This is a genomic window from Caballeronia sp. LZ016, assembly GCF_031450805.1.
GTDB lineage: Bacteria > Pseudomonadota > Gammaproteobacteria > Burkholderiales > Burkholderiaceae > Caballeronia.
This window is the reverse complement of the sequence record NZ_JARTVY010000001.1, coordinates 1075213-1100066: the sequence shown is the minus strand read 5'-3', so window position 1 is coordinate 1100066 and position 24854 is coordinate 1075213. Positions and strand designations below refer to the sequence as shown.

Sequence of the window (24854 nt, the reverse complement as noted above, 5' to 3'; positions counted from 1 at the left end):
GTAACCTCAGTTTCTGAACGGGAACTTGAAGCCGGCGAGCAGCGCCTTTGCTTCTTCGTCGGTCTTCGCAGTCGTCGTGATGCTGATGTTCAGCCCACGCAGCGCGTCGATCTTGTCGTAGTCGATTTCGGGGAAAATGATCTGCTCTTTCACACCGATGTTGTAGTTACCACGGCCGTCGAACGCCTTGCCCGACACGCCACGGAAGTCGCGCACGCGAGGCAGCGCCACTGTCACGAAACGGTCCAGGAATTCGTACATGGCATTGCCACGCAGGGTAACCATCGTGCCAATCGGGTAGCCTTCGCGGATTTTGAAACCAGCGATTGCCTTACGCGACTTGGTGATAACCGGCTTTTGGCCAGCGATCTTCGTGAGGTCGCCAACGGCGTGCTCAAGGACCTTCTTGTCAGCGACGGCTTCGCCAAGACCCATGTTCAGGGTGATCTTGGTGAGGCGCGGCACTTCCATGACCGACTTGTAACCGAACTTTTCGACGAGTTCCGGTACAACCTTCTCTTTGTAAATTTCTTGCAGACGAGCCATTTTTTAACTCCGCATCAGGCGTTAAGCGTGGCGCCGGTCGACTTCAAGAAGCGAACCTTCTTGCCGTCTTCGACCTTGATGCCAACACGCGACGCCTTGCCATTCGCGTCGACCAGTGCGACGTTCGAAATATGCAGCGGCATCGACTTGGCTTCCACACCGCCCGTCGTTCCCTTCATCGGGTTCGGCTTCACGTGCTTCTTGACGAGGTTGATACCCTCGACCGTCACACGGTCTTCCGCAACGACCAGCACGGTGCCGCGCTTGCCCTTGTCCTTGCCGGTGATGACGATGACTTCGTCACCCTTGCGAATCTTGTTCATCGCGACTCCTTACAGCACTTCCGGCGCGAGCGAAACGATCTTCATGAATCGTTCGCTACGCAGTTCACGCGTGACCGGCCCGAAGATACGCGTGCCGATCGGCTCGAGCTTCGTATTCAAAAGAACGGCGGCATTGCCGTCGAACTTGATAAGCGAGCCATCCTGGCGACGCACGCCCTTGGCCGTGCGAACGACCACGGCGTTATAAATTTCGCCCTTCTTCACGCGTCCGCGCGGCGTCGCTTCCTTGACGGTCACCTTGATGATGTCGCCAATGCTAGCGTAACGACGCTTCGAGCCGCCGAGCACCTTGATGCACATGACTTCACGTGCACCCGTGTTGTCGGCCACTTCAAGCCGAGTTTCGGTCTGGATCATGGTTTATCTTTCCCAACTTAATCCGGTCGCACCACCATGGCACATCCGGTCAGTCTTGGTCCCGTCAGCCATTCGGCTGCTTGGGTTAGAACAGGCAGCGAGGGCAGACGAAACCCGCCATCGCAATCCGGTGAATCTGTCGATACAGGCTGGCGCCTGAACCGGCTTCCCCCACCAATTTCGCCCGCGACGGGGCTCCCACAAAGAGGGAAGACCGAGATTATAGCAAATAATCTCGGTCTTGCAAGCGAAACTTACTGCGACACTTACGACCTACTGCGTCGCGGTACTTCTACTTCAGATCACGCGAGCTGCTTCGAGCAACTTCGACACAACCCAGGCCTTCGTCTTCGAAATCGGACGCGTTTCCTGGATTTCAACGAGGTCGCCCTCGTTGTACGTGTTTGCGTCGTCATGCGCGTGATACTTCTTCGAACGCACGACGTACTTGCCGTAGATCGGGTGCTTGACGCGGTGCTCGACCAGCACGGTAACCGTCTTGTCCATCTTGTTGCTGACGACCTTGCCGACCAGCGTCCGCTTGAGCGAGGTTTTTACGCTATCGTTCATTTCTGGTTCGCCTTTTCAGTCAGGACAGTCCGCACACGTGCGATGTCGCGACGAACCTTCTTCAGCTGGCTCGTGTTCGTAAGCTGCTGGGTCGCGAGTTGCATGCGCAGGCCGAATTGCGCCTTAAGCAGGTCCGACAGCTCTTGGTTGAGCGCGGCCTGGTCCTTCTGGTGAAGTTCAGATGCCTTCATCGTTTACTCCTTAGGCGCCGAGCTGGCGGATGACGAAGTTCGTCTTGAGCGGCAGCTTGGCTGCAGCCAGACGGAACGCTTCGCGCGCCAGTTCTTCGGAGACACCGTCCATTTCGTACAGCATCTTGCCCGGTTGAATTTCCGCGACGTAGTACTCCGGGTTGCCCTTACCGTTACCCATACGTACTTCAGCCGGCTTTTGCGAAATCGGCTTGTCCGGGAAAATGCGGATCCAGATCCGGCCGCCACGCTTGATGTGACGCGTCATGGCACGACGCGCCGCTTCGATCTGACGCGCGGTCAAACGGCCGCGACCGATAGCCTTCAGACCGTATTCACCGAACGACACTGCGTTGCCGCGCGTCGCCTTGCCGGTGTTACGACCCTTCTGCTCTTTGCGATACTTTCTGCGTTTCGGTTGCAGCATCGTTATTCTCCACTCTTCGCGTCACCACCGGCGCCACCACGACGGGGGCCGCCGCGGCGTGCACCAGCCGGCGCACCTTCACCGTCACGGCGCGGACGGCGATCGCCACCCGGACGTGCGTTGCGACGCGGACGCTTCTCTTCCGCGACTTCTTCCACCACCGGCGCTTCGTTACGACCGAGGGTGTCGCCCTTGTAGACCCACACCTTCACGCCGATGATGCCGTACGTGGTCTTCGCTTCCGACGTCGCGTAGTCGATATCGGCACGCAGCGTATGGAGGGGCACGCGGCCTTCGCGATACCACTCGGTACGTGCAATCTCGATACCGTTCAGACGGCCCGCGCTCATGATCTTGATGCCTTGGGCGCCAAGACGCATCGCGTTTTGCATCGCACGCTTCATCGCGCGGCGGAACATGATCCGGCGCTCGAGCTGCTGCGTGATGGAATCGGCGATCAGTTGAGCATCGGTTTCCGGCTTGCGGATTTCTTCGATGTTGACGTGAACCGGAACGCCCATGCGCTTTTGCAGCTCGGACTTCAGCAGTTCGATGTCTTCGCCCTTCTTGCCGATCACGACACCCGGACGCGAGCTGAAAATCGTGATGCGTGCGTTCTTTGCAGGACGCTCGATCACCACGCGGCCGACGGACGCGTTCTTCAGCTTCTTCTTCAGGTAGTCACGAACACCGATGTCTTCCTGCAACATCGCCGCGAAATTGTTGTTGTTCGCGTACCAGCGCGAAGCCCAATTGCGGCTGACGGCCAAACGGAAGCCAGTCGGATGAATTTTCTGTCCCATCGTATGGCTCCTTAATTCCCGACCGTCACAGTGATGTGACAGGATTGCTTCTCGATGCGGTTACCACGACCCTTTGCGCGCGCGGTAAAACGCTTCAGCGAAGCGGCCTTGTCGACGTAGATGCTCGTGATCTTGAGCTCGTCGATATCGGCGCCTTCGTTGTGTTCCGCATTCGCGATCGCAGACAGCACGACCTTCTTGACGATACCCGCCGCCTTCTTTGGCGAGAACGTCAGAACGTTCAGCGCCTTGTCGACCGGCAAACCACGAATCTGGTCAGCCACAAGGCGCGTTTTCTGCGCCGAGATGCGGGCACCGCGATGAATTGCTTTCACTTCCATCTTGATAGCCCCTTATTTCTTGGCCTTCTTGTCGGCCGCGTGACCCTTGAACGTACGGGTCAGTGCGAACTCGCCAAGCTTGTGGCCGACCATGTTTTCCGTGACGTACACCGGAACGTGCTGACGGCCGTTGTGAACAGCGATCGTCAGACCGATGAAGTCCGGCAGAATCGTCGAACGACGCGACCAGGTCTTGATCGGCTTCTTGTCACGCGTGGACGCAGCCGCCTCAACTTTCTTCAGCAAATGAGCGTCGCAGAACGGACCTTTTTTAGCAGAACGTGTCATTGCCTACTCCTTAACGCTTGTGACGGCGCTGGACGATCATCGTCGTCGTGCGCTTATTGCTGCGGGTGCGGTAGCCCTTCGTCGGCGTGCCCCACGGGCTCACCGGATCGCGACCTGCAGCCGTGCGGCCTTCACCACCACCGTGCGGGTGATCGATCGGGTTCATCGCAACACCGCGCACCGTCGGACGAATACCGCGCCAGCGGTTCGCACCGGCCTTACCGATCTGACGGAGGCTGTGCTCTTCGTTACCCACTTCACCGATCGTCGCACGGCACTCGACGTGCACGCGGCGGATTTCGCCCGAGCGCAGGCGGACCTGTGCGTAGACGCCCTCGCGAGCCAGCAACATGGCCGACGTACCAGCCGAACGCGCGATCTGCGCACCCTTGCCCGGCAGCATTTCGATGCAGTGGATCGTCGTACCGACCGGAATATTGCGGATCGGCAGGGTGTTGCCTGCGCGAATCGGCGCTTCCGAGCCGGACATCAGCTGCGTGCCAACCGTCACGCCCTTCGGCGCAATGATGTAGCGACGCTCGCCGTCTGCGTACAAAACCAGCGCAATGTTCGCGCTACGGTTCGGGTCGTACTCGAGACGCTCGACCTTCGCCGGAATGCCGTCCTTGTTGCGACGGAAATCGACGATACGGTAGTGTTGCTTGTGACCACCGCCCTGGTGACGCGTGGTGATACGGCCGTTGTTGTTACGGCCCGCCGACTTGGATTGCGAGTCGAGCAGCGCTGCGAACGGCTTGCCCTTATGCAGATCCTTGTTGACGATCTTGACCATCGCGCGGCGACCCGGCGAGGTCGGCTTAACTTTCACGATTGCCATGATTACTTGGCCTCCGCTTCAAAGTTGATTTCCTGGCCGGGCTTCAGGCAGACGTACGCCTTCTTCACGTCCTTGCGCTTGCCGTTGAAGCGGCCAAAGCGCTTGGCTTTGCCCTTCGTGACGAGCACGTTGACGGAATTGACTTCGACCTTGAACAGCAGCTCGACAGCAGCCTTGACTTCCTGCTTCGTGGCGTCCGGCGCGACTTCGAACACGACTTGTTCGTTCTTGTCGGCAACCAGCGTCGCCTTTTCGGAGATCACCGGCGCGAGCAGAACTTGCATCAAACGATGATCGTTTTTGCGAACTTCGCTCATGACAGCAACTCCTCGATCTGAGCGACCGCAGCCTTCGTGATCAGAATCTTCTTGAAGTAGATCAGCGAGAGCGGGTCGGCGTAACGCGGCTCGACAACCGCCACGTGGGCCAGGTTGCGCGACGCGAGGTACAGGTTTTCGTCAACCGTATCGGTGATGACCAACACGGAGTCGAGACCCATCGCCTTGAATTTTTCGGCCAACAGCTTGGTCTTCGGCGCTTCGAGCGCGAGATCCTCGACCACCGAGATGCGGCCTTCGCGAGCCAACTGCGAGAAGATCGAGCAGAGGCCTGCGCGATGCATCTTCTTGTTGACCTTGTGCGAGAAGTTTTCTTCCGGCGAGTTCGGGAAAATGCGACCACCGCCACGCCACAACGGGCTCGACGACATACCGGCACGAGCGCGGCCCGTACCCTTCTGACGCCACGGCTTCTTGGTGGTGTGCTTGACCTGCTCACGGTCCTTCTGAGCACGGTTGCCGCTGCGCGCGTTGGCTTGATAAGCCACCACGACCTGGTGAATCAGGGCTTCGTTGTAATCGCGACCGAACACGACGTCCGATGCGGTCACGCCAGCGCCTTCCTGACCATTGGCATTCAGGAGCTTAAGTTCCATTATTTCGCTCCTTTCACAGCACGCGTCTTGACAGCCGGGGTCACGAAGACCTTGCCGCCCTTCGCACCCGGAACAGCACCGCGAACGAGCAGCAGATTGCGCTCAGCGTCGATGCGGGCGATTTCGAGATTCTGGACCGTGACGGTTTCGTCACCGAGGTGACCCGTCATGCGCTTGCCGGGGAACACCCGACCCGGATCCTGCGCCATACCGATCGAACCCGGAACGTTGTGCGAACGCGAGTTACCGTGCGTTGCGCGGCCCGAGGCGAAGTTGTAGCGCTTGATGGTACCGGCGTAGCCCTTACCGATCGACGTGCCTTGCACATCAACCTTCTGGCCGACTTCGAAAATGTCCGTACCGACGACGGCGCCGTTCGACAGTTCACCTGCCTTGGCTGCGTCGATATGGAATTCCTTGAGGATTTCACCGGCTTGAACGCCGGCTTTGGCGAGGTGGCCCGCCAGCGGCTTCGTCACGCGCGATGCGCGGCGAGTACCGAATGCAACCTGAACGGCGGTATAACCATCCGTTTCAACGGTCTTGATCTGCGTCACGCGGTTGTCCGACACGTCCAGCACGGTGACGGGGATCGAATCCCCCTCAGGCGTGAAGATACGGGTCATGCCAACCTTGCGACCTACGAGTCCAAGGCTCATCGTTTTCTCCATTCCCGACTGCGATTGGTCGGGGCTGATTACAAAATGCCCGCCGCGTTCAAGTGACTTACGCCCGAAAACCCGACAGACTTTTTTGCGCAAATGCGCGAAAAGCCTTGGAGTATAACAAGGCCTTTCGTTTTCCGCAAGCAATCAAAGACTTAGCTCCGTCCGGCACGCCGGCGGAGCTTTGTAGGCTTACTGCAGCTTGATTTCGACGTCCACACCGGCCGGCAGATCGAGCTTCATCAGCGCGTCGACCGTCTTGTCGGTCGGATCGACGATGTCCATCAGGCGCTGGTGCGTACGGATTTCGAGCTGGTCGCGCGACGTCTTGTTGACGTGCGGCGAACGCAGAATGTCAAAACGTTGAATACGCGTCGGCAGCGGCACCGGGCCACGGACGATCGCGCCAGTCCGCTTCGCCGTATCGACGATCTCGGCTGCCGATTGATCGATCAGGCGATAGTCGAAAGCCTTCAGACGAATGCGGATTTTCTGGTTCTGCATGACGATTCCTTAGAAAAGAGCGAGGCGGTATTGCGCCGCCGATTTGGCAAAAGAGCGAGGGGCCGGGCATTCGCTGAGGGCGAACACCCGGCCCCGGTCACATTACTTCTGTACTACGACTTCGAGTAAGACCGAGATTTTACTCGATAATCTTCGCAACGACACCTGCGCCGACGGTACGGCCGCCTTCACGGATAGCGAAGCGCAGACCTTCTTCCATGGCGATCGGGGCGATCAGCTTGACCGTGATCGACACGTTGTCGCCCGGCATCACCATTTCCTTGTCCTTCGGCAGCTCGATCGAGCCCGTCACGTCCGTCGTACGGAAGTAGAACTGCGGACGGTAGTTGTTGAAGAACGGCGTGTGACGGCCGCCTTCGTCCTTGCTCAGCACGTACACTTCAGCGGTGAAGTGCGTGTGCGGGGTGATCGAACCCGGCTTGGCCAGCACCTGGCCACGCTCGACGTCTTCACGCTTCGTGCCGCGCAGCAGAATACCGACGTTGTCGCCTGCCTGACCCTGGTCGAGCAGCTTGCGGAACATTTCCACGCCCGTGCAGGTGGTCTTCACCGTCGGCTTGATACCGACAATTTCGATTTCCTCACCGACCTTCACCACGCCGCGCTCGACGCGACCCGTCACCACCGTGCCGCGACCCGAGATCGAGAACACGTCTTCCACCGGCATCAGGAACGAGCCGTCGACTGCGCGCTCCGGCGTCGGGATGTAGGTGTCCAGCGCGTCGGCCAGGCTCATGATCGCCACTTCGCCCAGCTCGCCCGTGTCGCCTTCCAGCGCCAGCTTTGCCGAACCCTTGACGATCGGGGTGTCGTCGCCCGGGAAGTCGTACTTCGACAGCAGCTCGCGCACTTCCATTTCGACCAGCTCGAGCAGCTCGGCGTCGTCGACCATGTCGCACTTGTTCAGGAACACGATGATGTACGGCACGCCGACCTGACGCGCCAGCAGGATGTGCTCACGCGTTTGCGGCATCGGGCCGTCAGCGGCCGAGCACACCAGGATCGCGCCGTCCATTTGCGCTGCGCCCGTGATCATGTTCTTCACGTAGTCGGCGTGGCCCGGGCAATCGACGTGTGCGTAGTGGCGGTTAGCCGTTTCGTACTCGACGTGCGCGGTGTTGATCGTGATACCACGCGCCTTTTCTTCCGGCGCTGCATCGATCTGGTCGTATGCCTTCGCTTCGCCGCCGAACTTCTTGGTCAGCACCGTCGTGATCGCTGCCGTCAGCGTGGTCTTGCCGTGGTCAACGTGACCGATCGTGCCCACGTTCACGTGCGGCTTGGTCCGCTCGAATTTACCTTTTGCCATGATTACCTTCGTTCAAAGATTGTTTGTCGGTTAAAGCTTGTGGCTCGCGCCGAATGACTTGCGGGTATTACTTACCCTTGGCGTTGATGATCGCGTCGGCGACGTTACGCGGAGCTTCAGCATAGTGCTTGAACTCCATCGTGTACGTAGCACGGCCTTGCGTCAGCGACCGCAGCGACGTCGAATAGCCGAACATTTCGGACAGCGGCACTTCGGCGCGCACGATCTTGCCGCCGCCAACCATGTCTTCCATGCCCTGGACGATACCGCGACGGCCCGACAGGTCGCCCATCACGTTGCCCATGTAGTCTTCCGGCGTTTCGACTTCCACGGCCATCATCGGTTCGAGGATGACCGGGCTTGCCTTGCGCATTGCTTCCTTGAAGGCCATCGAGCCGGCCATGCGGAACGCGTTTTCGTTCGAGTCGACGTCGTGGTACGAACCGAACGTCAGGTGAACCTTCACGTCCACGACGGGGAAGCCAGCTAGCACGCCCGACTTCAGCGTTTCCTGGATACCCTTGTCCACGGCCGGGATGTATTCGCGCGGAATCACGCCGCCCTTGATCTCGTCCAGGAACTCGTAGCCCTTGCCCTGCTCGTTCGGCTCCAGCGTGATGACCGCGTGACCGTACTGGCCGCGACCGCCCGACTGCTTGACGAACTTGCCGTCGACATCGGCGGCCGTCGTGCGAATGGTTTCGCGGTACGCAACCTGCGGCTTCCCGACGGTCGCTTCCACGTTGAATTCGCGCTTCATCCGGTCGACCAGAATTTCGAGGTGGAGCTCGCCCATGCCCGAAATGATGGTCTGGCCCGATTCTTCGTCCGTCTGGACGCGGAACGACGGGTCTTCCTGCGCGAGACGGTTCAGCGCCAGGCCCATCTTCTCCTGGTCAGCCTTCGTCTTCGGCTCGACTGCCTGCGAAATCACCGGTTCCGGGAAAATCATGCGTTCCAGGACGATCGGGCTTTGCGGATCGCAGAGCGTGTCGCCGGTGGTCGCTTCCTTCAGGCCGACGGCTGCAGCGATGTCGCCCGCGCGCACTTCCTTGATTTCTTCGCGCTGGTTCGCGTGCATCTGCAGAATACGACCCAGACGTTCCTTCTTGTCCTTGGTCGCGTTCAGGATGGTGTCACCCGAATTCACGATGCCCGAATACACGCGGAAGAAGATCAGCTGACCGACGAACGGGTCCGTCATGATCTTGAACGCCAGCGCCGAGAACTTCTCGTCGTCGGCAGCGCGGCGCTCGGCCTTTTCGCCGCTTTCCAGTTCACCCGTGACCGGCGGAATGTCGACCGGCGACGGCAGGAAGTCGATGACCGCGTCGAGCATGCGCTGCACGCCCTTGTTCTTGAACGCGGTGCCGCACAGCATCGGCTGGATTTCGCACGCGATGGTCCGGTCGCGGATCGCCTTGACGATTTCCGCTTCGCTCAGCTCTTCGCCGCCGAGGTACTTTTCCATCAGCTCTTCGCTGGCTTCAGCAGCCGACTCGATCATCTTCTCGCGCCACTCGTTGCACGAGTCGAGGAGCTCAGCCGGGATGTCGACGTAGTCGAACTTCGTGCCTTGCGACGCTTCGTCCCAAATGATCGCCTTCATCTTCAGCAGATCGACGACGCCCTTGAAGTTCTCTTCCGAGCCGATCGGCACGACGACGGGAACCGGGTTCGCCTTCAGACGCGTCTTCAACTGGTCATAGACCTTGAAGAAGTTCGCGCCCGTACGGTCCATCTTGTTGACGAACGCGAGACGGGGAACCTTGTACTTGTTCGCCTGACGCCACACGGTTTCCGACTGCGGCTGCACGCCGCCGACCGCGCAGTAGACCATGCACGCGCCGTCGAGGACGCGCATCGAGCGCTCCACTTCGATCGTGAAGTCGACGTGCCCCGGGGTGTCGATGATGTTGATGCGGTGCTCGGGATAGTTGCCGCCCATGCCCTTCCAGAAGGCCGTGGTAGCAGCCGACGTGATGGTGATGCCGCGCTCCTGCTCCTGCTCCATCCAGTCCATCGTTGCTGCGCCGTCGTGAACTTCACCGATCTTGTGGTTCACGCCCGTGTAGAACAGGATGCGCTCGGTCGTCGTCGTCTTGCCGGCGTCGATGTGAGCGCTAATACCGATGTTGCGGTAGCGCTCGATAGGTGTCTTGCGAGCCACTTGGGATCCTTTATTCGGTCGACGCGCCGGATCATTGCTTATGAGCCGGCAGCGCCCTAACACAAACGGGCGAGGCGCCTGGAAAAGCGCACCCGCCCTGATTTTTCCGTTTGCCCTACGAGCGGGAGCTTAGAAACGGAAATGCGAGAATGCCTTGTTGGCCTCTGCCATGCGGTGAACTTCGTCGCGCTTCTTCATCGCGCCGCCGCGGCCTTCAGCCGCTTCGGAGAGCTCACCTGCCAGGCGCAGGGCCATCGACTTTTCGCTGCGCTTCTTCGCGGCTTCGCGCAACCAACGCATCGCCAATGCCATACGACGCGAGGGACGCACTTCGACCGGAACCTGATAGTTCGCACCACCAACGCGACGGCTCTTCACTTCGACCACCGGCTTCACGTTGTTGAGCGCGACCGTGAACACTTCCAGCGGGTCCTTGCCACCCTTGGTCTGGATCTGCTCAAAAGCGCCGTACACGATACGCTCGGCAACCGACTTCTTGCCGGAGAGCATCAGCACGTTCATGAACTTGGCTACATCTACGTTGCCGAACTTCGGATCCGGCAACACTTCCCGCTTGGGGACTTCGCGACGACGCGGCATGATTCTTCCTTTACTTTTTCAGTTGGAGCGTTTTCGCTCCGCGGCCACCAACTAACCCGATCCATCTCTCGACTAAACCAGCTTGGCCGGGTGACCACTTACTCGACAGCACCGGCACTTCCGGCACCACCGCCTTAACCGCCTTGCGGCGACCTGAAACTACTGCAAAAGCCGGCTATTACTTGCCAGCCTTGGCACGCTTCGCACCGTACTTCGAGCGAGCCTGCTTACGATCCTTGACGCCCTGGGTATCCAGCGAGCCGCGAACCATGTGGTAACGCACACCCGGCAAGTCCTTGACACGGCCGCCGCGAATCAGCACGACCGAGTGTTCCTGCAGGTTGTGGCCTTCACCACCGATGTACGAAATGACTTCGAAGCCGTTCGTCAGGCGCACCTTGGCGACCTTACGAAGTGCCGAGTTCGGCTTCTTCGGCGTCGTGGTGTACACGCGCGTGCACACGCCACGACGCTGCGGGCAGTCCTGCAGGGCCGGCGACTTGCTCTTCGTCGTTTCCGACGTGCGGCCTTTGCGAACCAGTTGATTGATGGTTGGCATTGTCTAATCCTAAAAATGAACAAAATCGGCGCGATTCCGAACGGGCAAAGCGTGAAGAACCGCGCGTCTGACCTTCTCGTATAGGGCTTCGCCCGAACTGACCGGCTTTAGGCCGCGCCCGAAATCACCCCAAGAACGAGAACCTAGCATGATATTCTGAAAATCCCAATCCGGTCAACACGTTGCGTGAATTAATGCACCGCGCGGCGGGAGACCATCAGTCCGCGCCGACCACGTCCAGAAGTTCATCGCCGAAACGCTCGAGTTTTCGTACGCCGATGCCGGGGATATGACGCAAATCGTCGATGCTATCGGGATCGCTGCGGGCGATTTCGGCGAGCGTCGCGTCGTGGAAGATGACATACGCCGGCACGCCGTCGCTTTTGGCGGTTTCGGCACGCCAGGTCCGCAAGCGATCCCAACGCGCCTTTTCGCGGGGCGACATGCCCGCCGTCGGATCGGCGCGTTCGCCGGTGCGCCCCGATGATTGCCGATTGCGCACCGGCTTCACATATTTGCGAAGCGTGACACGCTCTTCGCCCTTCAGCACGGGCTTGCTCGCGTCGGTGAGAACGAGCGCGCCGAAGCCGTCGTGATCGACGGCCAGATAGCCGAACGCGACGAGTTGCCGGAACACCGCGCGCCATTCCTGCTCGGACAGCGCTGCTCCGACGCCGAACGTAGAGATCTTCTCGTGGCCGCGCTGCAGTACCTTCTCGCTACGCGTCCCGCGCAGAATGTCGATCAGATGCCCCGCGCCGAAATGGAAGCCACTCGCCTTGTGTGCGCGGTAGACGCACGACAGCGCCATCTGCGCTTCGCGGGTGGCATCGAAGGACGCGGGCGGCTCCAGACAGGTATCGCAATTTCCGCATGGCTTGCTCGTCTCGCCGAAGTATGCGAGCAGGCGAACGCGACGGCACGTCGCAGCTTCACAGAGGCCCAGGAGTGCATCCAGCTTGCCGCCCTGAACGCGCTTGTGAGCGTCGTCGGCATCGGACTCGTCGATCATCTTGCGTTGCTGCACGACATCGCCGAGGCCGTAGGCCATCCATGCGTTCGCGGGCATGCCATCGCGGCCGGCACGCCCGGTTTCCTGATAGTAGCCCTCGACGCTCTTCGGCAGATCCAGGTGCGCGACGAAACGCACATCCGGCTTGTCGATGCCCATGCCGAACGCGATCGTCGCGCACATCACGATGCCTTCCTCGCGCTGGAACATCTCCTGATGCCTCTGCCGCGTTTCGAACTCCATGCCCGCGTGGTAGGGCAGCGCGCGAACGCCCTGCCCTTTGAGCCAGTCGGCGGTTTCCTCCACCTTGCGGCGCGAGAGGCAATAAACCACGCCCGCGTCCGTCGTGCCGTCGCTGTTCGTGTGTTCGGCGCGAATGAAGTCGAGCAGTTGCGAGCGCGCGTTATCCTTTTCGACGATCCGATAGCGGATATTCGGCCGGTCGAAGCTCGACACGAAGATGCGCGCGTCGTCGAGCGCCAGCCGATGCACGATCTCGTCGCGCGTGATCGCGTCGGCCGTCGCCGTCAGCGCGATCCGCGGAACGTTCGGAAACCGCTCGTGCAACACCGAAAGCTGAATGTACTCGGGCCGGAAATCGTGGCCCCACTGGGAGACGCAGTGCGCCTCGTCGATCGCGAACAGGCCGACCGGCGAACTCTCGAGCAGGTCGAGGAAGCGCGGCGTCATGAGGCGCTCCGGCGCCACATAGAGCAGGTCGATCGCGCCGTTGCGCAGCGCGCGCTCGGTTGCGGCCGCTTCTGCGCCCGACAGCGTCGAATTGAGATATGCGGCACGCACGCCGAGTTCGGTGAGCGCCGCGACCTGATCCTGCATCAGCGCGATCAGCGGCGAGACGACGATGCCCGCGCCGAAGCCCGCTTCCTTCCGCACCAGCGACGGAATCTGGTAGCACAGCGATTTACCGCCGCCCGTGGGCATGAGCACCAGGGAATCGCCACCGTTGGCAACGTGCTCGACGATCTCCGCCTGCTGTCCGCGAAACGCCGGATAGCCGAAAACTTCATTGAGGATCTGGAGCGAACGGGTCATAGGGGGAGGCGCGAACTGCGGCATGGAGGGATACGCGATTTTATCAACGCACGCTCGAACGACACCGCATTGATCGCGACGTTGGCCATTCGGACGAGATGCGCTGAGAAACGTGAGGTCAAAAAAAACCGCCCGGCGTACCGGGCGGTTCGATGGTGCTGCGAGAAACGCGGCTCGCTTACTCGTTGGTATGCGGCTGCTGCTCCGTTGCCGGTGCTTCCGGCGTACCGAAATCGAATGCCTCTTCGGCAGCGATCTGGTCGAAGCGTTCGCGATCCGCCGACTCCTTCGTCTTGCGCGCCTTGTGGAACGCGAGACCCGTACCGGCCGGAATCAGACGGCCGACGATCACGTTTTCCTTCAGCCCGCGCAGATCGTCGCGCTTGCCCATGATCGCGGCTTCGGTCAGCACGCGAGTCGTTTCCTGGAACGACGCCGCCGAGATGAACGAATCCGTCGACAGCGACGCCTTCGTGATACCCAGCAGCACGTTCTCGTAGGTCGCCGGACGCTTGTCTTCCGCGATCATGCGGTCGTTCTCGTCGAGCATGTCCGATCGCTCGACTTGTTCGCCCGGAATGAAGCGCGTATCGCCGTTGTCGGTGATCTGCACACGGCGCAGCATCTGACGCACGATCACTTCGATGTGCTTGTCGTTGATCTTCACGCCTTGCAGACGGTACACGTCCTGCACTTCGTCCACGATGTAGCGCGACAGCGCCTCGATACCCTGCAGACGCAGGATGTCGTGCGGATCGGCAGGACCGTCGACGATCATTTCGCCCTTGTTGACGACCTGACCATCGTGCACCAGCACCTGCTTTTCCTTCGCGATCAGGAACTCGTGCTGATTGCCTTCGAGGTCCGTGATGACGAGACGCTGCTTGCCCTTCGTGTCCTTACCGAACGACGTCGTGCCCGTGACTTCCGCCAGAATGCCGGCGTCCTTCGGCGAGCGCGCTTCGAACAGTTCGGCCACACGCGGCAGACCACCGGTAATGTCGCGCGTCTTCTGCGCTTCAACCGGAATACGTGCGAGCACTTCACCGACCTGCACTTGCTGACCATCCTTCACGGTGATCAGTGCGCCGACCTGGAAGCCGATCTGCACCGAATGCTCGGTGTTCGGGATCTTCACTTCCTCGCCGTTCGCGTCGAGCAGCTTGACCTGCGGACGCACGCTCTTGCCGGCCTGCGAACCGCGGCGCTTCGCATCGATCACGACGAGGGTCGAAAGACCGGTCACGTCGTCGATCTGCTTGGCAACCGTCACGCCTTCTTCGACGTTCTCGAACTTCACCGTACCGCCCCACTCGGTGATGATCGGACGCGTCAGCGGGTCCCACTGCGCGAGTTGCGCGCCGGCCTTGATCTGCGCGCCGTCGAGCTGCAGCAGCGTCGCACCGTACGGCACCTTGTGACGCTCACGCTCGCGACCGAAGTCGTCCGCGATGATCGCTTCGCCCGAACGCGAGATGACGACCTGCTCGCCCTTCGCGTTGGTGACGTAGCGCATCGTGGCCGTGAAACGCACCGTACCGTTCGACTTCGCTTCGACCGTCGATGCCACTGCCGCACGCGATGCCGCACCACCGATGTGGAACGTACGCATCGTGAGCTGCGTGCCCGGTTCGCCGATCGACTGCGCCGCGATCACACCGACCGCTTCGCCGACGTTCACGCGCGAGCCACGACCCAGGTCGCGGCCGTAGCACGCGGCGCAAAGGCCATAACGCGTTTCGCAGGTCAGCGGCGTGCGCACGCGGACTTCGTCGATGCCGAGGCGTTCGATCTCTTCCACCGCGTCTTCGTCGAGCAGTTCGCCCGACGCGTACATCGTCTCTTGCGTTTCCGGATTGACGACGTCCGCCACCGCGACGCGACCGAGGATACGGTCACGCAGCGCTTCGACAACTTCACCGCCTTCGACCAGCGCCTTCATCGCGACGCCGTTCGACGTACCGCAATCGTCTTCGACCACGACGAGATCCTGCGTCACGTCGACGAGACGACGCGTCAGGTAACCCGAGTTCGCCGTCTTCAGCGCCGTATCCGCCAGACCTTTACGTGCGCCGTGCGTCGAGATGAAGTACTGCAGCACGTTCAGGCCTTCGCGGAAGTTCGCGGTAATCGGCGTTTCGATGATCGAGCCGTCCGGCTTCGCCATCAGGCCACGCATACCGGCGAGCTGACGAATCTGCACGGCGGAGCCACGTGCGCCCGAGTCGGCCATCATGTAGATGGAGTTGAACGACTCCTGCTTCGTTTCCTTGCCTTCGCGATCCACCACGGGCTCGGTTGCGAGCTGCTCCATCATCGCCTTGCCGACGCTTTCCGACGTCGCCGACCAGATGTCGACCACGTTGTTGTAGCGTTCCTGCGCGGTGACGAGACCCGACATGTACTGACGGTCGTACTCCTTCACCTTCTTCGCGGCGTCGCCGACGATCGTCTCTTTCTGCGGCGGCACGAGCATGTCGTCCACGCAAATCGAGATGCCGGCGCGCGTTGCGAGGCGGAAACCCATCTGCATCAGCTGGTCGGCGAAAATCACCGTCTCGCGCAGACCGCACTTGCGGAACGCCGTGTTGATCAGGCGCGAGATTTCCTTCTTCTTGAGCGGCTTGTTCAGCACCGAGAACGGCAGCCCCGGCGGCAGAATTTCCGACAGGATCGAACGGCCGACCGTGGTCGCGTACAGCGTGACCTTCGGCACGAACTTCGGCGCGCCTTCGCTCTGGTCTTCGTTCGCCACCATTTCGGTAATGCGGACGTTGACGCGCGAAGCCAGCTCGACTTCCTTGTTCTCGTACGCGCGGATGACTTCCGACACGCCCGTGAACGTCAGGCCTTCGCCCTTGCCGTTCACTGCTTCACGCGACGCGTAGTACAGGCCCAGCACGATATCCTGCGACGGCACGATCGACGGATCGCCGTTGGCCGGGAACAGGACGTTGTTCGACGCCAGCATGAGCGTGCGCGCTTCCATCTGCGCTTCGAGCGACAGCGGCACGTGCACGGCCATCTGGTCACCGTCGAAGTCGGCGTTGAACGCCGCGCAAACGAGCGGGTGCAGCTGAATTGCCTTACCTTCGATCAGCACGGGCTCGAAAGCCTGAATGCCAAGACGGTGCAGCGTCGGCGCGCGGTTCAGCATGACCGGATGCTCGCGGATCACCTCTTCGAGGATGTCCCACACCACCGGCGTCTGGTTCTCGACTTCCTTCTTCGCGGCCTTGATGGTCGTCGCGACGCCCATCACTTCCAGCTTGTTGAAGATGAAAGGCTTGAACAGTTCGAGCGCCATCAGCTTCGGCAGGCCGCACTGATGCAGCTTGAGCGTCGGGCCCACGACGATGACCGAACGGCCCGAGTAGTCGACACGCTTACCGAGCAGGTTCTGACGGAAACGACCGCCCTTGCCCTTGATCATGTCGGCGAGCGACTTCAGCGGACGCTTGTTCGCGCCGGTCATGGCCTTGCCGCGACGACCGTTGTCGAGCAGCGAATCGACGGCTTCCTGCAGCATCCGCTTTTCGTTGCGGACGATGATCTCAGGCGCCTTCAGTTCGAGCAGACGCTTCAACCGGTTGTTACGGTTGATCACGCGGCGATACAGGTCGTTCAGGTCCGAGGTCGCGAAACGGCCGCCGTCCAGCGGCACGAGCGGACGCAGTTCCGGCGGCAGCACCGGCAGCACTTCGAGCACCATCCAGTCAGGCTTGATGCCCGAACGCTGGAACGCCTCGAGCACCTTCAGGCGCTTCGCGTACTTCTTGATCTTCGCTTCCGAACCGGTGTTCTTGAGTTCGGTGCGGAGCGTTTCGACCTGTTCGTCGATGTTGATCGCGCGCAGCAGCTCGCGCACGCCTTCCGCGCCCATCTCGGCACGGAATTCGTCGCCGTACTCTTCGACCTTGTTGTAGTAATCCTCTTCGGTCATGATCTGCCGCGCTTTCAGCGGCGTCATGCCCGGATCGATGACCACGTAGGCTTCGAAGTACAGCACGCGCTCGATGTCGCGCAGCGTCATGTCGAGCACCATGCCCAGACGCGACGGCAGCGACTTCAGGAACCAGATGTGCGCGACCGGCGAGGCCAGCTCGATGTGGCCCATCCGCTCACGGCGCACCTTCGCCAGCGTCACTTCGACGCCGCACTTTTCACAGATCACGCCACGGTGCTTCAGGCGCTTGTACTTGCCGCACAGGCACTCGTAGTCCTTGATCGGCCCGAAAATCTTCGCGCAAAACAGACCATCCCGCTCCGGCTTGAACGTGCGGTAGTTGATGGTCTCCGGCTTCTTCACTTCGCCGAACGACCACGAACGGATCTTGTCGGGCGACGCGAGGCCGATCTTGATCGCATCAAAAACTTCTTCTTGTTGGACTTGCTTGAATAGATCGAGCAGAGCTTTCATTGCTTTCTCTCCGTAGTCCGATTAGTTGCGGTCGAGATCGATATCGATACCGAGCGAGCGGATTTCCTTCACCAACACGTTGAAGGATTCCGGCATGCCCGCGTCGATCACGTGATCGCCCTTGACCAGGTTCTCATAAACCTTCGTCCGGCCTGTCACGTCGTCCGACTTGACCGTCAGCATTTCCTGCAGCACATACGACGCGCCGTACGCCTCGAGCGCCCACACTTCCATTTCACCGAAGCGCTGACCACCGAACTGCGCCTTACCACCCAGCGGCTGCTGCGTGACGAGCGAGTACGGGCCGGTCGAACGCGCGTGCATCTTGTCGTCGACCAGGTGGTGCAGCTTCAGGTAGTGCATGTAGCCGACCGTGACCTTGCGCTCGAACGGCTCGCCCGTGCGGCCGTCGTGCAACTGGACCTGGTTCTTCGACGCATTCATGCCCAGGTTCTGAGCGATGTCGTCGGGGAACGCCAGATCCAGCGCGCGCTCCATTTCGCCTTCCGTGGCGCCGTCGAACACCGGCGTTGCGAACGGCACGCCTTCGCGCAGGTTCTTCGCGAGTTCGAGGATCTCGTCGTCGGAGAAGCTTTCCAGCTCTTCCTTGCGGCCCGACTCGTTGTAGATCTGCGTGAGGAACACGCGCAGTTCTTCGATCTTCGCCTGACGCTGCATCATCTCGCCGATGCGCCAGCCGAGACCCTTCGCGGCCCAGCCCAGATGCACTTCGAGAATCTGACCCACGTTCATCCGCGACGGAACGCCGAGCGGATTCAGCACGACGTCGGCCGGACGGCCATCGGCCATGTACGGCATGTCTTCGATCGGAACGATCTTCGACACGACACCCTTGTTACCGTGGCGGCCCGCCATCTTGTCGCCAGGCTGCAGGCGACGCTTCACGGCGAGATACACCTTGACCATCTTCAGCACGCCCGGCGGCAGTTCGTCGCCTTGCGTGAGCTTCTTGCGCTTCTCTTCGAACGCGAGGTCGAACTGGTGACGCTTCTGCTCGATCGAGTCCTTGATCGCCTCCAGCTGCGCCGCTGCTTCTTCGTCCGCGAGGCGGATGTCGAACCAGTGGTAGTGGTCGAGATCTTCGAGGTACGCGAGGTCGATCTTCGTACCCTTCGCGAGCTTCTTCGGACCGCCGTTCGCGACCTTGCCGTTCAGCATGCGTGCGAGACGCTGGAACGCGTCGCCTTCCACGATACGCAGCTGATCGTTCAAGTCGAGGCGATAGCGCTTCAGTTCGTCGTCGATGATCTGTTGCGCACGCTTGTCACGCGTGATGCCTTCGCGCGTGAACACCTGGACGTCGATGACCGTGCCGCTCATGCCCGACGGCACGCGCAGCGACGTGTCCTTCACGTCGGATGCCTTCTCGCCGAAGATCGCGCGCAGCAGCTTTTCTTCCGGCGTCAGCTGCGTCTCGCCCTTCGGCGTGACCTTGCCGACCAGCACGTCGCCCGCTTCCACTTCCGCGCCGATGTACACGATGCCCGACTCGTCGAGACGGCCAAGCTGCACTTCCGCGAGGTTCGAGATGTCGCGCGTGATTTCTTCCGGTCCGAGCTTCGTGTCGCGAGCAACCACGTTCAGTTCTTCGATGTGGATCGACGTGTAACGGTCGTCGGCCACAACTTTTTCCGAGATCAGGATCGAGTCTTCGAAGTTGTAGCCGTTCCACGGCATGAACGCGACCAGCATGTTCTGACCGAGCGCGAGCTCGCCCAGGTCCGTCGAGGCGCCGTCGGCCAGCACGTCGCCGCGCGCGACCTTGTCGCCCATCTTCACGATCGGACGCTGGTTGATGTTCGTGTTCTGGTTCGAACGCGTGTACTTGATCAGGTTGTAGATGTCCACGCCGACATCGCCGGCCACGGCTTCGTCGTCGTTCACCCGAATCACGATACGGCCCGCGTCGACATAATCGACGACGCCGCCGCGCATTGCCTGAACCGTCGTACCCGAGTCGACCGCCACCGTACGCTCGATGCCCGTACCGACGACCGGCTTCTCCGGACGCAGACACGGCACCGCCTGACGCTGCATGTTCGAGCCCATCAGCGCGCGGTTCGCGTCGTCGTGCTCGAGGAACGGAATCAGCGATGCTGCCACCGACACGATCTGCGACGGCGCCACGTCCATGTACTGGATGCGATCCGGCGTGACCATCAGCGTTTCGCCCGCTTCACGCGACGACACGAGTTCGTCGGTCAACGTGCCGTCTTCGGCCACCGCCGCGTTCGCCTGAGCGATCACGTAACGGCCTTCTTCGATTGCCGACAGATAGTCGATCTGGTCCGTGACCTTGCTGTCCACTACCTTGCGATACGGCGTTTCGAGGAAGCCGTATTCGTTCAGGTGCGCGTATAGCGCCAGCGAGTTGATCAGACCGATGTTCGGACCTTCCGGCGTTTCGATCGGGCACACGCGGCCATAGTGCGTCGGATGCACGTCGCGGACTTCGAAGCCCGCGCGCTCGCGCGTCAGACCGCCCGGGCCCAGTGCGGAGACACGGCGCTTGTGCGTGATTTCCGACAGCGGGTTGGTCTGGTCCATGAACTGCGAGAGCTGCGACGAACCGAAGAACTCGCGAATTGCCGACGAAATGGGCTTCGAGTTGATCAGATCGTGCGGCATCAGGTTTTCGCTTTCGGCCTGGCCCAAGCGTTCCTTGACTGCACGCTCCACACGCACGAGACCTGCGCGGAACTGGTTTTCGGCCAGTTCGCCGACGCAACGCACGCGGCGATTGCCCAAGTGGTCGATGTCGTCCACTTCGCCCTTGCCGTTGCGCAGCTCGACCAGGATCTTGATCGTCGCGAGGATGTCGTCGTCCTGCAGCGTCATCGGTCCGATGATTTCATCGCGGCCCACGCGGCGATTGAACTTCATGCGGCCGACCTTCGACAGGTCGTACGCGTCTTCGCTGTAGAACAGACGGTTGAACAGCGCCTCGACTGCTTCTTCGGTCGGCGGTTCGCCCGGACGCATCATGCGATAGATCGCGATGCGCGCGGCCATCTTGTCGGCGGTTTCGTCGATACGCAGTGTCGACGAGATGTACGGGCCTTGATCCAGATCGTTCGTGTAGAGCGTCTGGATGTCCTTGACCTTGGCTTCGCGGAGCTTTTCGAGGACGGATTCCGTGATTTCCTCGTTCGCGTTCGCGATGACTTCGCCGGTCTCGGGGTCGATCACGTTCTTCGCCAGCACGCGGCCGAGCAGATACTCCTCGGGCACCGAGATGAACTTCGTCTTGGCGTTCTCGAGGTCGCGAATGTGCTTCGCGTTGATCCGCTTGTCCTTCGTGACAATGACGTTGCCTTCGCGGTCCTGAATGTCGAAGCGGGCGACTTCGCCGCGCAGACGCTCAGGCACGAATTCCATCTGCGCGCCTTCGTTCATCAGCGCGAAGTTGTCGAACACGAAGAAGTTCGCGAGGATCTGTTCCGGCGAAAGCCCGATGGCCTTCAGCAGGATCGTGACCGGCATCTTGCGGCGACGATCGACGCGGAAATACAGCACGTCCTTCGGGTCGAATTCGAAGTCGAGCCACGAACCACGGTAAGGGATGATGCGCGCCGAAAACAGCAGCTTGCCCGAGCTGTGGGTCTTGCCCTTGTCATGCTCGAAGAACACGCCAGGCGAACGGTGGAGCTGCGACACGATTACGCGCTCGGTACCGTTGATGACGAACGAGCCGGTCGGCGTCATGAGCGGAATTTCGCCCATGTACACTTCCTGCTCTTTCACTTCCTTGACGACGGGCTTGCTCGGCGACTCTTTGTCGAGCAGAACGAGGCGGACCTTCGCGCGCAGGGCGGAGCAGTACGTCAGGCCGCGCTGCTGGCATTCCTTGATGTTGAATGCGGGCGGCGACAGCATGTAGCTGACGAACTCGAGACGCGCGAAGCCATTGTGCGAAACGATCGGGAAAACAGACGTAAATGCGGCCTGCAAGCCTTCCGCTTTGCGCTGCGAGGAAGACGTATCTGCTTGCAGAAACGTCTGGAATGATTCAAGCTGGGTCGCCAGCAAAAAGGGAACTTGGTGAACGATGGGGCGCTTCGCGAAACTCTTGCGAATACGCTTCTTCTCGGTGAAGGAATATTGCATACGATCTCCGAATCACGGCGGGCGTTACCGAGGCGGGATACCTCGACGACACGGCCCGGTGTTCACCGACTGAGACCCGCGCACGTGTCCGGGGAGGACGCGCGAGTCTAGAAGCTTGGTGGTTGGCCGCTACCAACCGCTGGCTGACGGCAGCGGATGCCTGTGTTTCCCGCTACCCGACCAAACTTGCCTTCTGCAGTCGCTTCAGAAGACAAAGAGAAATGCCGGAATATCCTGCCGATCCGACCGTTCTCTTTGGCTTCTGCAGGGACGTTTTGCTTGCTCGCAAGCATAAAAACTCAGTCCCCACAAAGCACAAAAAGGCCGGCGGTGAAAAACCGCCAGCCTTCGCACAGCGCAATGAAACTTACTTGATTTCAGCCTTCGCGCCTGCGTCTTCCAGCTTCTTCTTCGCTTCTTCAGCAGCAGCCTTCGGCACCGCTTCCTTGATGGGCTTCGGTGCGCCGTCGACCAGGTCCTTCGCTTCCTTCAGGCCGAGACCCGTCAGTTCGCGAACAGCCTTAATCACGGAAACCTTATTCGCGCCTGCTTCGAGCAGGTTCACGGTGAACTCGGTTTGCTCTTCGGCAGCAGCAGCAGCGCCGCCACCAGCCGGGCCAGCGACAGCAACAGCAGCTGCCGACACGCCAAACTTCTCTTCGAACGCCTTGACCAGCTCGTTCAGTTCCAGAACCGACATCGCGCCAACGGCTTCCAGGATGTCTTCTTTTGCGATTGCCATTTGAAATACTCCTAAATTGAATTCGGATCGAGCTAGCGATCTAGCTAATACCTAACTGAGCGACGGGCGCCCAAGCGGCTCCGTTATGCGGCTTCGCCTTGCTTCTCCGCCAGCGCGGCCAGAGCGCGCGCAAAGCCGGAAACAGGCGCTTGCATGACGAACAACAGCTTGGAGAGCAGCTCTTCGCGGCTCGGGATGCTGGCCAGCGCTTGCACGCCTGCCTTGTCCATCACCTTGCCTTCGTAGGAACCAGCCTTGATGATCAACTTGTCATTGCTCTTGCCGAAGTCATTGACGACCTTGGCAGCGGCAATGGCATCTTCCGAGATGCCGTAGATCAGAGGACCGGTCATCTGCTCAGCCAGCGGAGCGAACGGGGTACCTTCGACAGCGCGACGCGCCAGCGTGTTCTTCAACACGCGCAGATACACCTGTTGCTCACGCGCTTTCGCGCGCAGCTTGGTCAGATCGCCAACCGTGATCCCACGATACTCAGCGAGCACCATCGTCTGAGCCTTCGCGACTTGCGCGGCGACTTCAGCGACGACTGCCTGCTTATCTTCTTTGTTCAGTGGCACGGTTAAACCTCCAGATTCGATGCACTTGGGCGTCCAACCCTCATGCACCACGTTCGACAACGGCGTCCGACTGTTAGGAGTATTTCGATCGATTGGTGTCCGTCTAGCGACGCACGACAAACGACTTCAACCACTGCAAAACTGTTTCGGGTTCGCCATCTGCGTTGGCTTGAATTAAGGCGCTGCCTGACTTCTACACCGCCACCAACGGTCTTTGACAACCGGCTGCGAAGCGATGACGCCGCTACACAACCGCCCAAAGCCCTGTTTGACGCGGTCTGACGACCGCGCCGGAATTCCTTACTATTGCGCCAGCGAGGACTGATCCACGCGAACGCCGACACCCATCGTGCTCGACAGTGCGACCTTACGCAGGTACACGCCCTTGCTCGTCGCCGGCTTGGCCTTTTGCAGCGCGTCGATCAGCGCAGCCAGGTTCTGACGCAACGAAGCAGGTTCGAACGATGCGCGACCGATCGTGCCGTGGATGATACCGGCCTTGTCGACGCGGAACTGCACCTGACCAGCCTTCGCGTTGCGGACTGCTTGCGCGACGTCCGGCGTAACGGTGCCGACCTTGGGGTTCGGCATCAGGCCACGCGGACCGAGGATCTGGCCTAACGTACCGACAACACGCATCGTGTCCGGCGAAGCGATCACGACGTCGAAGTCCAGGTTACCGGCCTTCACTTGCTCCGCCAGGTCTTCCATACCGACGACTTCCGCGCCAGCGGCACGCGCTTGCTCGGCCTTCTCGCCCTGCGCGAACACTGCGACGCGGACCGACTTACCGGTGCCGGCCGGCAGAACGACGGAGCCGCGAACCACTTGGTCCGACTTCTTCGCATCGATGCCGAGTTGCACTGCTACGTCGATCGACTCGTCGAACTTTGCGCTTGCGCATTCCTTGACGAGAGCCAGTGCATCGTCGATCGCGTACAGCTTCTGGCGATCAACCTTGTTTGCGAATGCCTGAAGGCGCTTAGAAAGCTTAGCCATTTACACGCCCTCCACAGTGATACCCATCGAACGCGCGCTGCCAGCGATGGTGCGCACGGCGGCGTCCAGATCAGCTGCCGTAAGGTCCGGCATCTTGGTCTTCGCGATTTCTTCCGCTTGAGCGCGGGTGATGTTGCCGACCTTGTCGGTGTGCGGCTTGGCCGAACCCTTCTGCACAGCGGCTGCCTTCTTGATCAGAACGGTAGCCGGCGGCGTCTTCATGATGAAGGTGAAGCTCTTGTCCGCGAATGCCGTAATGACGACCGGCACCGGCAGACCCGGCTCCATGCCTTGAGTCTGCGCGTTGAACGCCTTGCAGAACTCCATGATGTTCAGGCCGCGCTGGCCCAGTGCCGGACCGACCGGCGGCGACGGGTTGGCTTTACCTGCAGGAATCTGCAGCTTGATAAAGCCGATGATTTTCTTTGCCATGTTGAAAACCTCTGCTGAACGCG

Annotated in this window: 25 protein-coding genes; all 25 read right to left on the bottom strand. The window is 60.7% G+C overall.

All coding sequences use genetic code 11. The annotated features are described in order from the left end of the window. Positions 1-6: 6 nt before the first annotated feature. Positions 7-546 (bottom strand): 50S ribosomal protein L5, encoded by a 540-nt coding sequence (gene rplE, locus P9220_RS05245; protein WP_061138390.1) that lies wholly within the window; start codon positions 544-546, stop codon positions 7-9. Positions 547-560: 14 nt separating this feature from the next. Further along, positions 561-869: a 50S ribosomal protein L24 gene (rplX, locus tag P9220_RS05240; RefSeq protein WP_309763889.1), complete on the bottom strand. Its 309-nt coding sequence runs from the start codon at positions 867-869 to the stop codon at positions 561-563. A gap of 9 nt (positions 870-878) precedes the next feature. Further along, complete coding sequence (gene rplN, locus P9220_RS05235; RefSeq protein ID WP_006998478.1) at positions 879-1247, bottom strand: 50S ribosomal protein L14; 369 nt, start codon at positions 1245-1247, stop codon at positions 879-881. A gap of 297 nt (positions 1248-1544) precedes the next feature. After that, on the bottom strand, positions 1545-1817 hold the full coding sequence (rpsQ, locus tag P9220_RS05230) for a 30S ribosomal protein S17 (RefSeq protein ID WP_035933074.1): 273 nt from the start codon (positions 1815-1817) through the stop codon (positions 1545-1547). Further along, a complete protein-coding gene (gene rpmC / locus P9220_RS05225; protein ID WP_035967606.1) occupies positions 1814-2008 on the bottom strand; it encodes a 50S ribosomal protein L29 in 195 nt (64 codons plus the stop codon). The genes rpsQ and rpmC overlap by 4 nt, the downstream gene beginning before the upstream one ends. A gap of 10 nt (positions 2009-2018) precedes the next feature. Continuing rightward, entirely contained in the window at positions 2019-2435 is a 417-nt protein-coding gene (gene rplP / locus P9220_RS05220; protein WP_035967605.1) for a 50S ribosomal protein L16, read from the bottom strand. Between the two features lie 2 nt (positions 2436-2437). Then, positions 2438-3238 carry a 30S ribosomal protein S3 gene (rpsC, locus tag P9220_RS05215; RefSeq protein ID WP_309763888.1) on the bottom strand — a complete coding sequence of 267 codons (801 nt, stop codon included), beginning with the start codon at positions 3236-3238 and terminating at the stop codon, positions 2438-2440. Positions 3239-3249: 11 nt separating this feature from the next. Then, positions 3250-3579, bottom strand: coding sequence for a 50S ribosomal protein L22 (rplV, locus tag P9220_RS05210; protein WP_007730533.1), 330 nt, complete (start codon positions 3577-3579; stop codon positions 3250-3252). A gap of 12 nt (positions 3580-3591) precedes the next feature. Continuing rightward, entirely contained in the window at positions 3592-3867 is a 276-nt protein-coding gene (rpsS, locus tag P9220_RS05205; RefSeq protein WP_008343850.1) for a 30S ribosomal protein S19, read from the bottom strand. Positions 3868-3877: 10 nt separating this feature from the next. Continuing rightward, entirely contained in the window at positions 3878-4705 is an 828-nt protein-coding gene (rplB, locus tag P9220_RS05200; protein ID WP_309763887.1) for a 50S ribosomal protein L2, read from the bottom strand. 2 nt (positions 4706-4707) lie between these two features. After that, a complete protein-coding gene (gene rplW / locus P9220_RS05195) occupies positions 4708-5022 on the bottom strand; it encodes a 50S ribosomal protein L23 (protein WP_035967599.1) in 315 nt (104 codons plus the stop codon). After that, positions 5019-5639 carry a 50S ribosomal protein L4 gene (gene rplD, locus P9220_RS05190; RefSeq protein ID WP_035967598.1) on the bottom strand — a complete coding sequence of 207 codons (621 nt, stop codon included), beginning with the start codon at positions 5637-5639 and terminating at the stop codon, positions 5019-5021. Before rplD ends, rplW begins: the two co-directional genes overlap by 4 nt. Continuing rightward, complete coding sequence (rplC, locus tag P9220_RS05185) at positions 5639-6298, bottom strand: 50S ribosomal protein L3 (RefSeq protein WP_040050487.1); 660 nt, start codon at positions 6296-6298, stop codon at positions 5639-5641. The genes rplD and rplC overlap by 1 nt, the downstream gene beginning before the upstream one ends. 198 nt (positions 6299-6496) lie before the next feature. Continuing rightward, a complete protein-coding gene (gene rpsJ / locus P9220_RS05180; RefSeq protein WP_006998489.1) occupies positions 6497-6808 on the bottom strand; it encodes a 30S ribosomal protein S10 in 312 nt (103 codons plus the stop codon). 139 nt (positions 6809-6947) lie between these two features. Next, positions 6948-8138 (bottom strand): elongation factor Tu, encoded by a 1191-nt coding sequence (tuf, locus tag P9220_RS05175; RefSeq protein ID WP_309763880.1) that lies wholly within the window; start codon positions 8136-8138, stop codon positions 6948-6950. Between the two features lie 67 nt (positions 8139-8205). Next, positions 8206-10308 carry an elongation factor G gene (gene fusA, locus P9220_RS05170; protein ID WP_309763886.1) on the bottom strand — a complete coding sequence of 701 codons (2103 nt, stop codon included), beginning with the start codon at positions 10306-10308 and terminating at the stop codon, positions 8206-8208. 129 nt (positions 10309-10437) lie between these two features. Beyond that, positions 10438-10908: a 30S ribosomal protein S7 gene (rpsG, locus tag P9220_RS05165; RefSeq protein WP_006053291.1), complete on the bottom strand. Its 471-nt coding sequence runs from the start codon at positions 10906-10908 to the stop codon at positions 10438-10440. A 178-nt stretch (positions 10909-11086) separates the two neighbouring features. Next, entirely contained in the window at positions 11087-11467 is a 381-nt protein-coding gene (gene rpsL, locus P9220_RS05160; RefSeq protein WP_006053290.1) for a 30S ribosomal protein S12, read from the bottom strand. Positions 11468-11684: 217 nt separating this feature from the next. Beyond that, the gene (gene recQ / locus P9220_RS05155) at positions 11685-13532 is read right to left on the bottom strand and encodes a DNA helicase RecQ (protein ID WP_309763885.1); all 1848 of its coding nucleotides are present in this window, start codon (positions 13530-13532) and stop codon (positions 11685-11687) included. A 178-nt stretch (positions 13533-13710) separates the two neighbouring features. Continuing rightward, positions 13711-17952 (bottom strand): DNA-directed RNA polymerase subunit beta', encoded by a 4242-nt coding sequence (gene rpoC / locus P9220_RS05150; RefSeq protein ID WP_309763884.1) that lies wholly within the window; start codon positions 17950-17952, stop codon positions 13711-13713. Positions 17953-17973: 21 nt separating this feature from the next. Next, on the bottom strand, positions 17974-22080 hold the full coding sequence (gene rpoB, locus P9220_RS05145; protein ID WP_309763883.1) for a DNA-directed RNA polymerase subunit beta: 4107 nt from the start codon (positions 22078-22080) through the stop codon (positions 17974-17976). Positions 22081-22447: 367 nt separating this feature from the next. Next, positions 22448-22822 (bottom strand): 50S ribosomal protein L7/L12, encoded by a 375-nt coding sequence (gene rplL, locus P9220_RS05140; RefSeq protein WP_035970538.1) that lies wholly within the window; start codon positions 22820-22822, stop codon positions 22448-22450. An 83-nt stretch (positions 22823-22905) separates the two neighbouring features. After that, positions 22906-23400, bottom strand: a complete 495-nt coding sequence (rplJ, locus tag P9220_RS05135) for a 50S ribosomal protein L10 (protein WP_040050478.1) — start codon at positions 23398-23400, stop codon at positions 22906-22908. A 303-nt stretch (positions 23401-23703) separates the two neighbouring features. Next, the gene (gene rplA / locus P9220_RS05130; RefSeq protein WP_309763882.1) at positions 23704-24399 is read right to left on the bottom strand and encodes a 50S ribosomal protein L1; all 696 of its coding nucleotides are present in this window, start codon (positions 24397-24399) and stop codon (positions 23704-23706) included. Continuing rightward, positions 24400-24831, bottom strand: a complete 432-nt coding sequence (gene rplK, locus P9220_RS05125) for a 50S ribosomal protein L11 (protein WP_061163555.1) — start codon at positions 24829-24831, stop codon at positions 24400-24402. Positions 24832-24854: the final 23 nt, after the last annotated feature.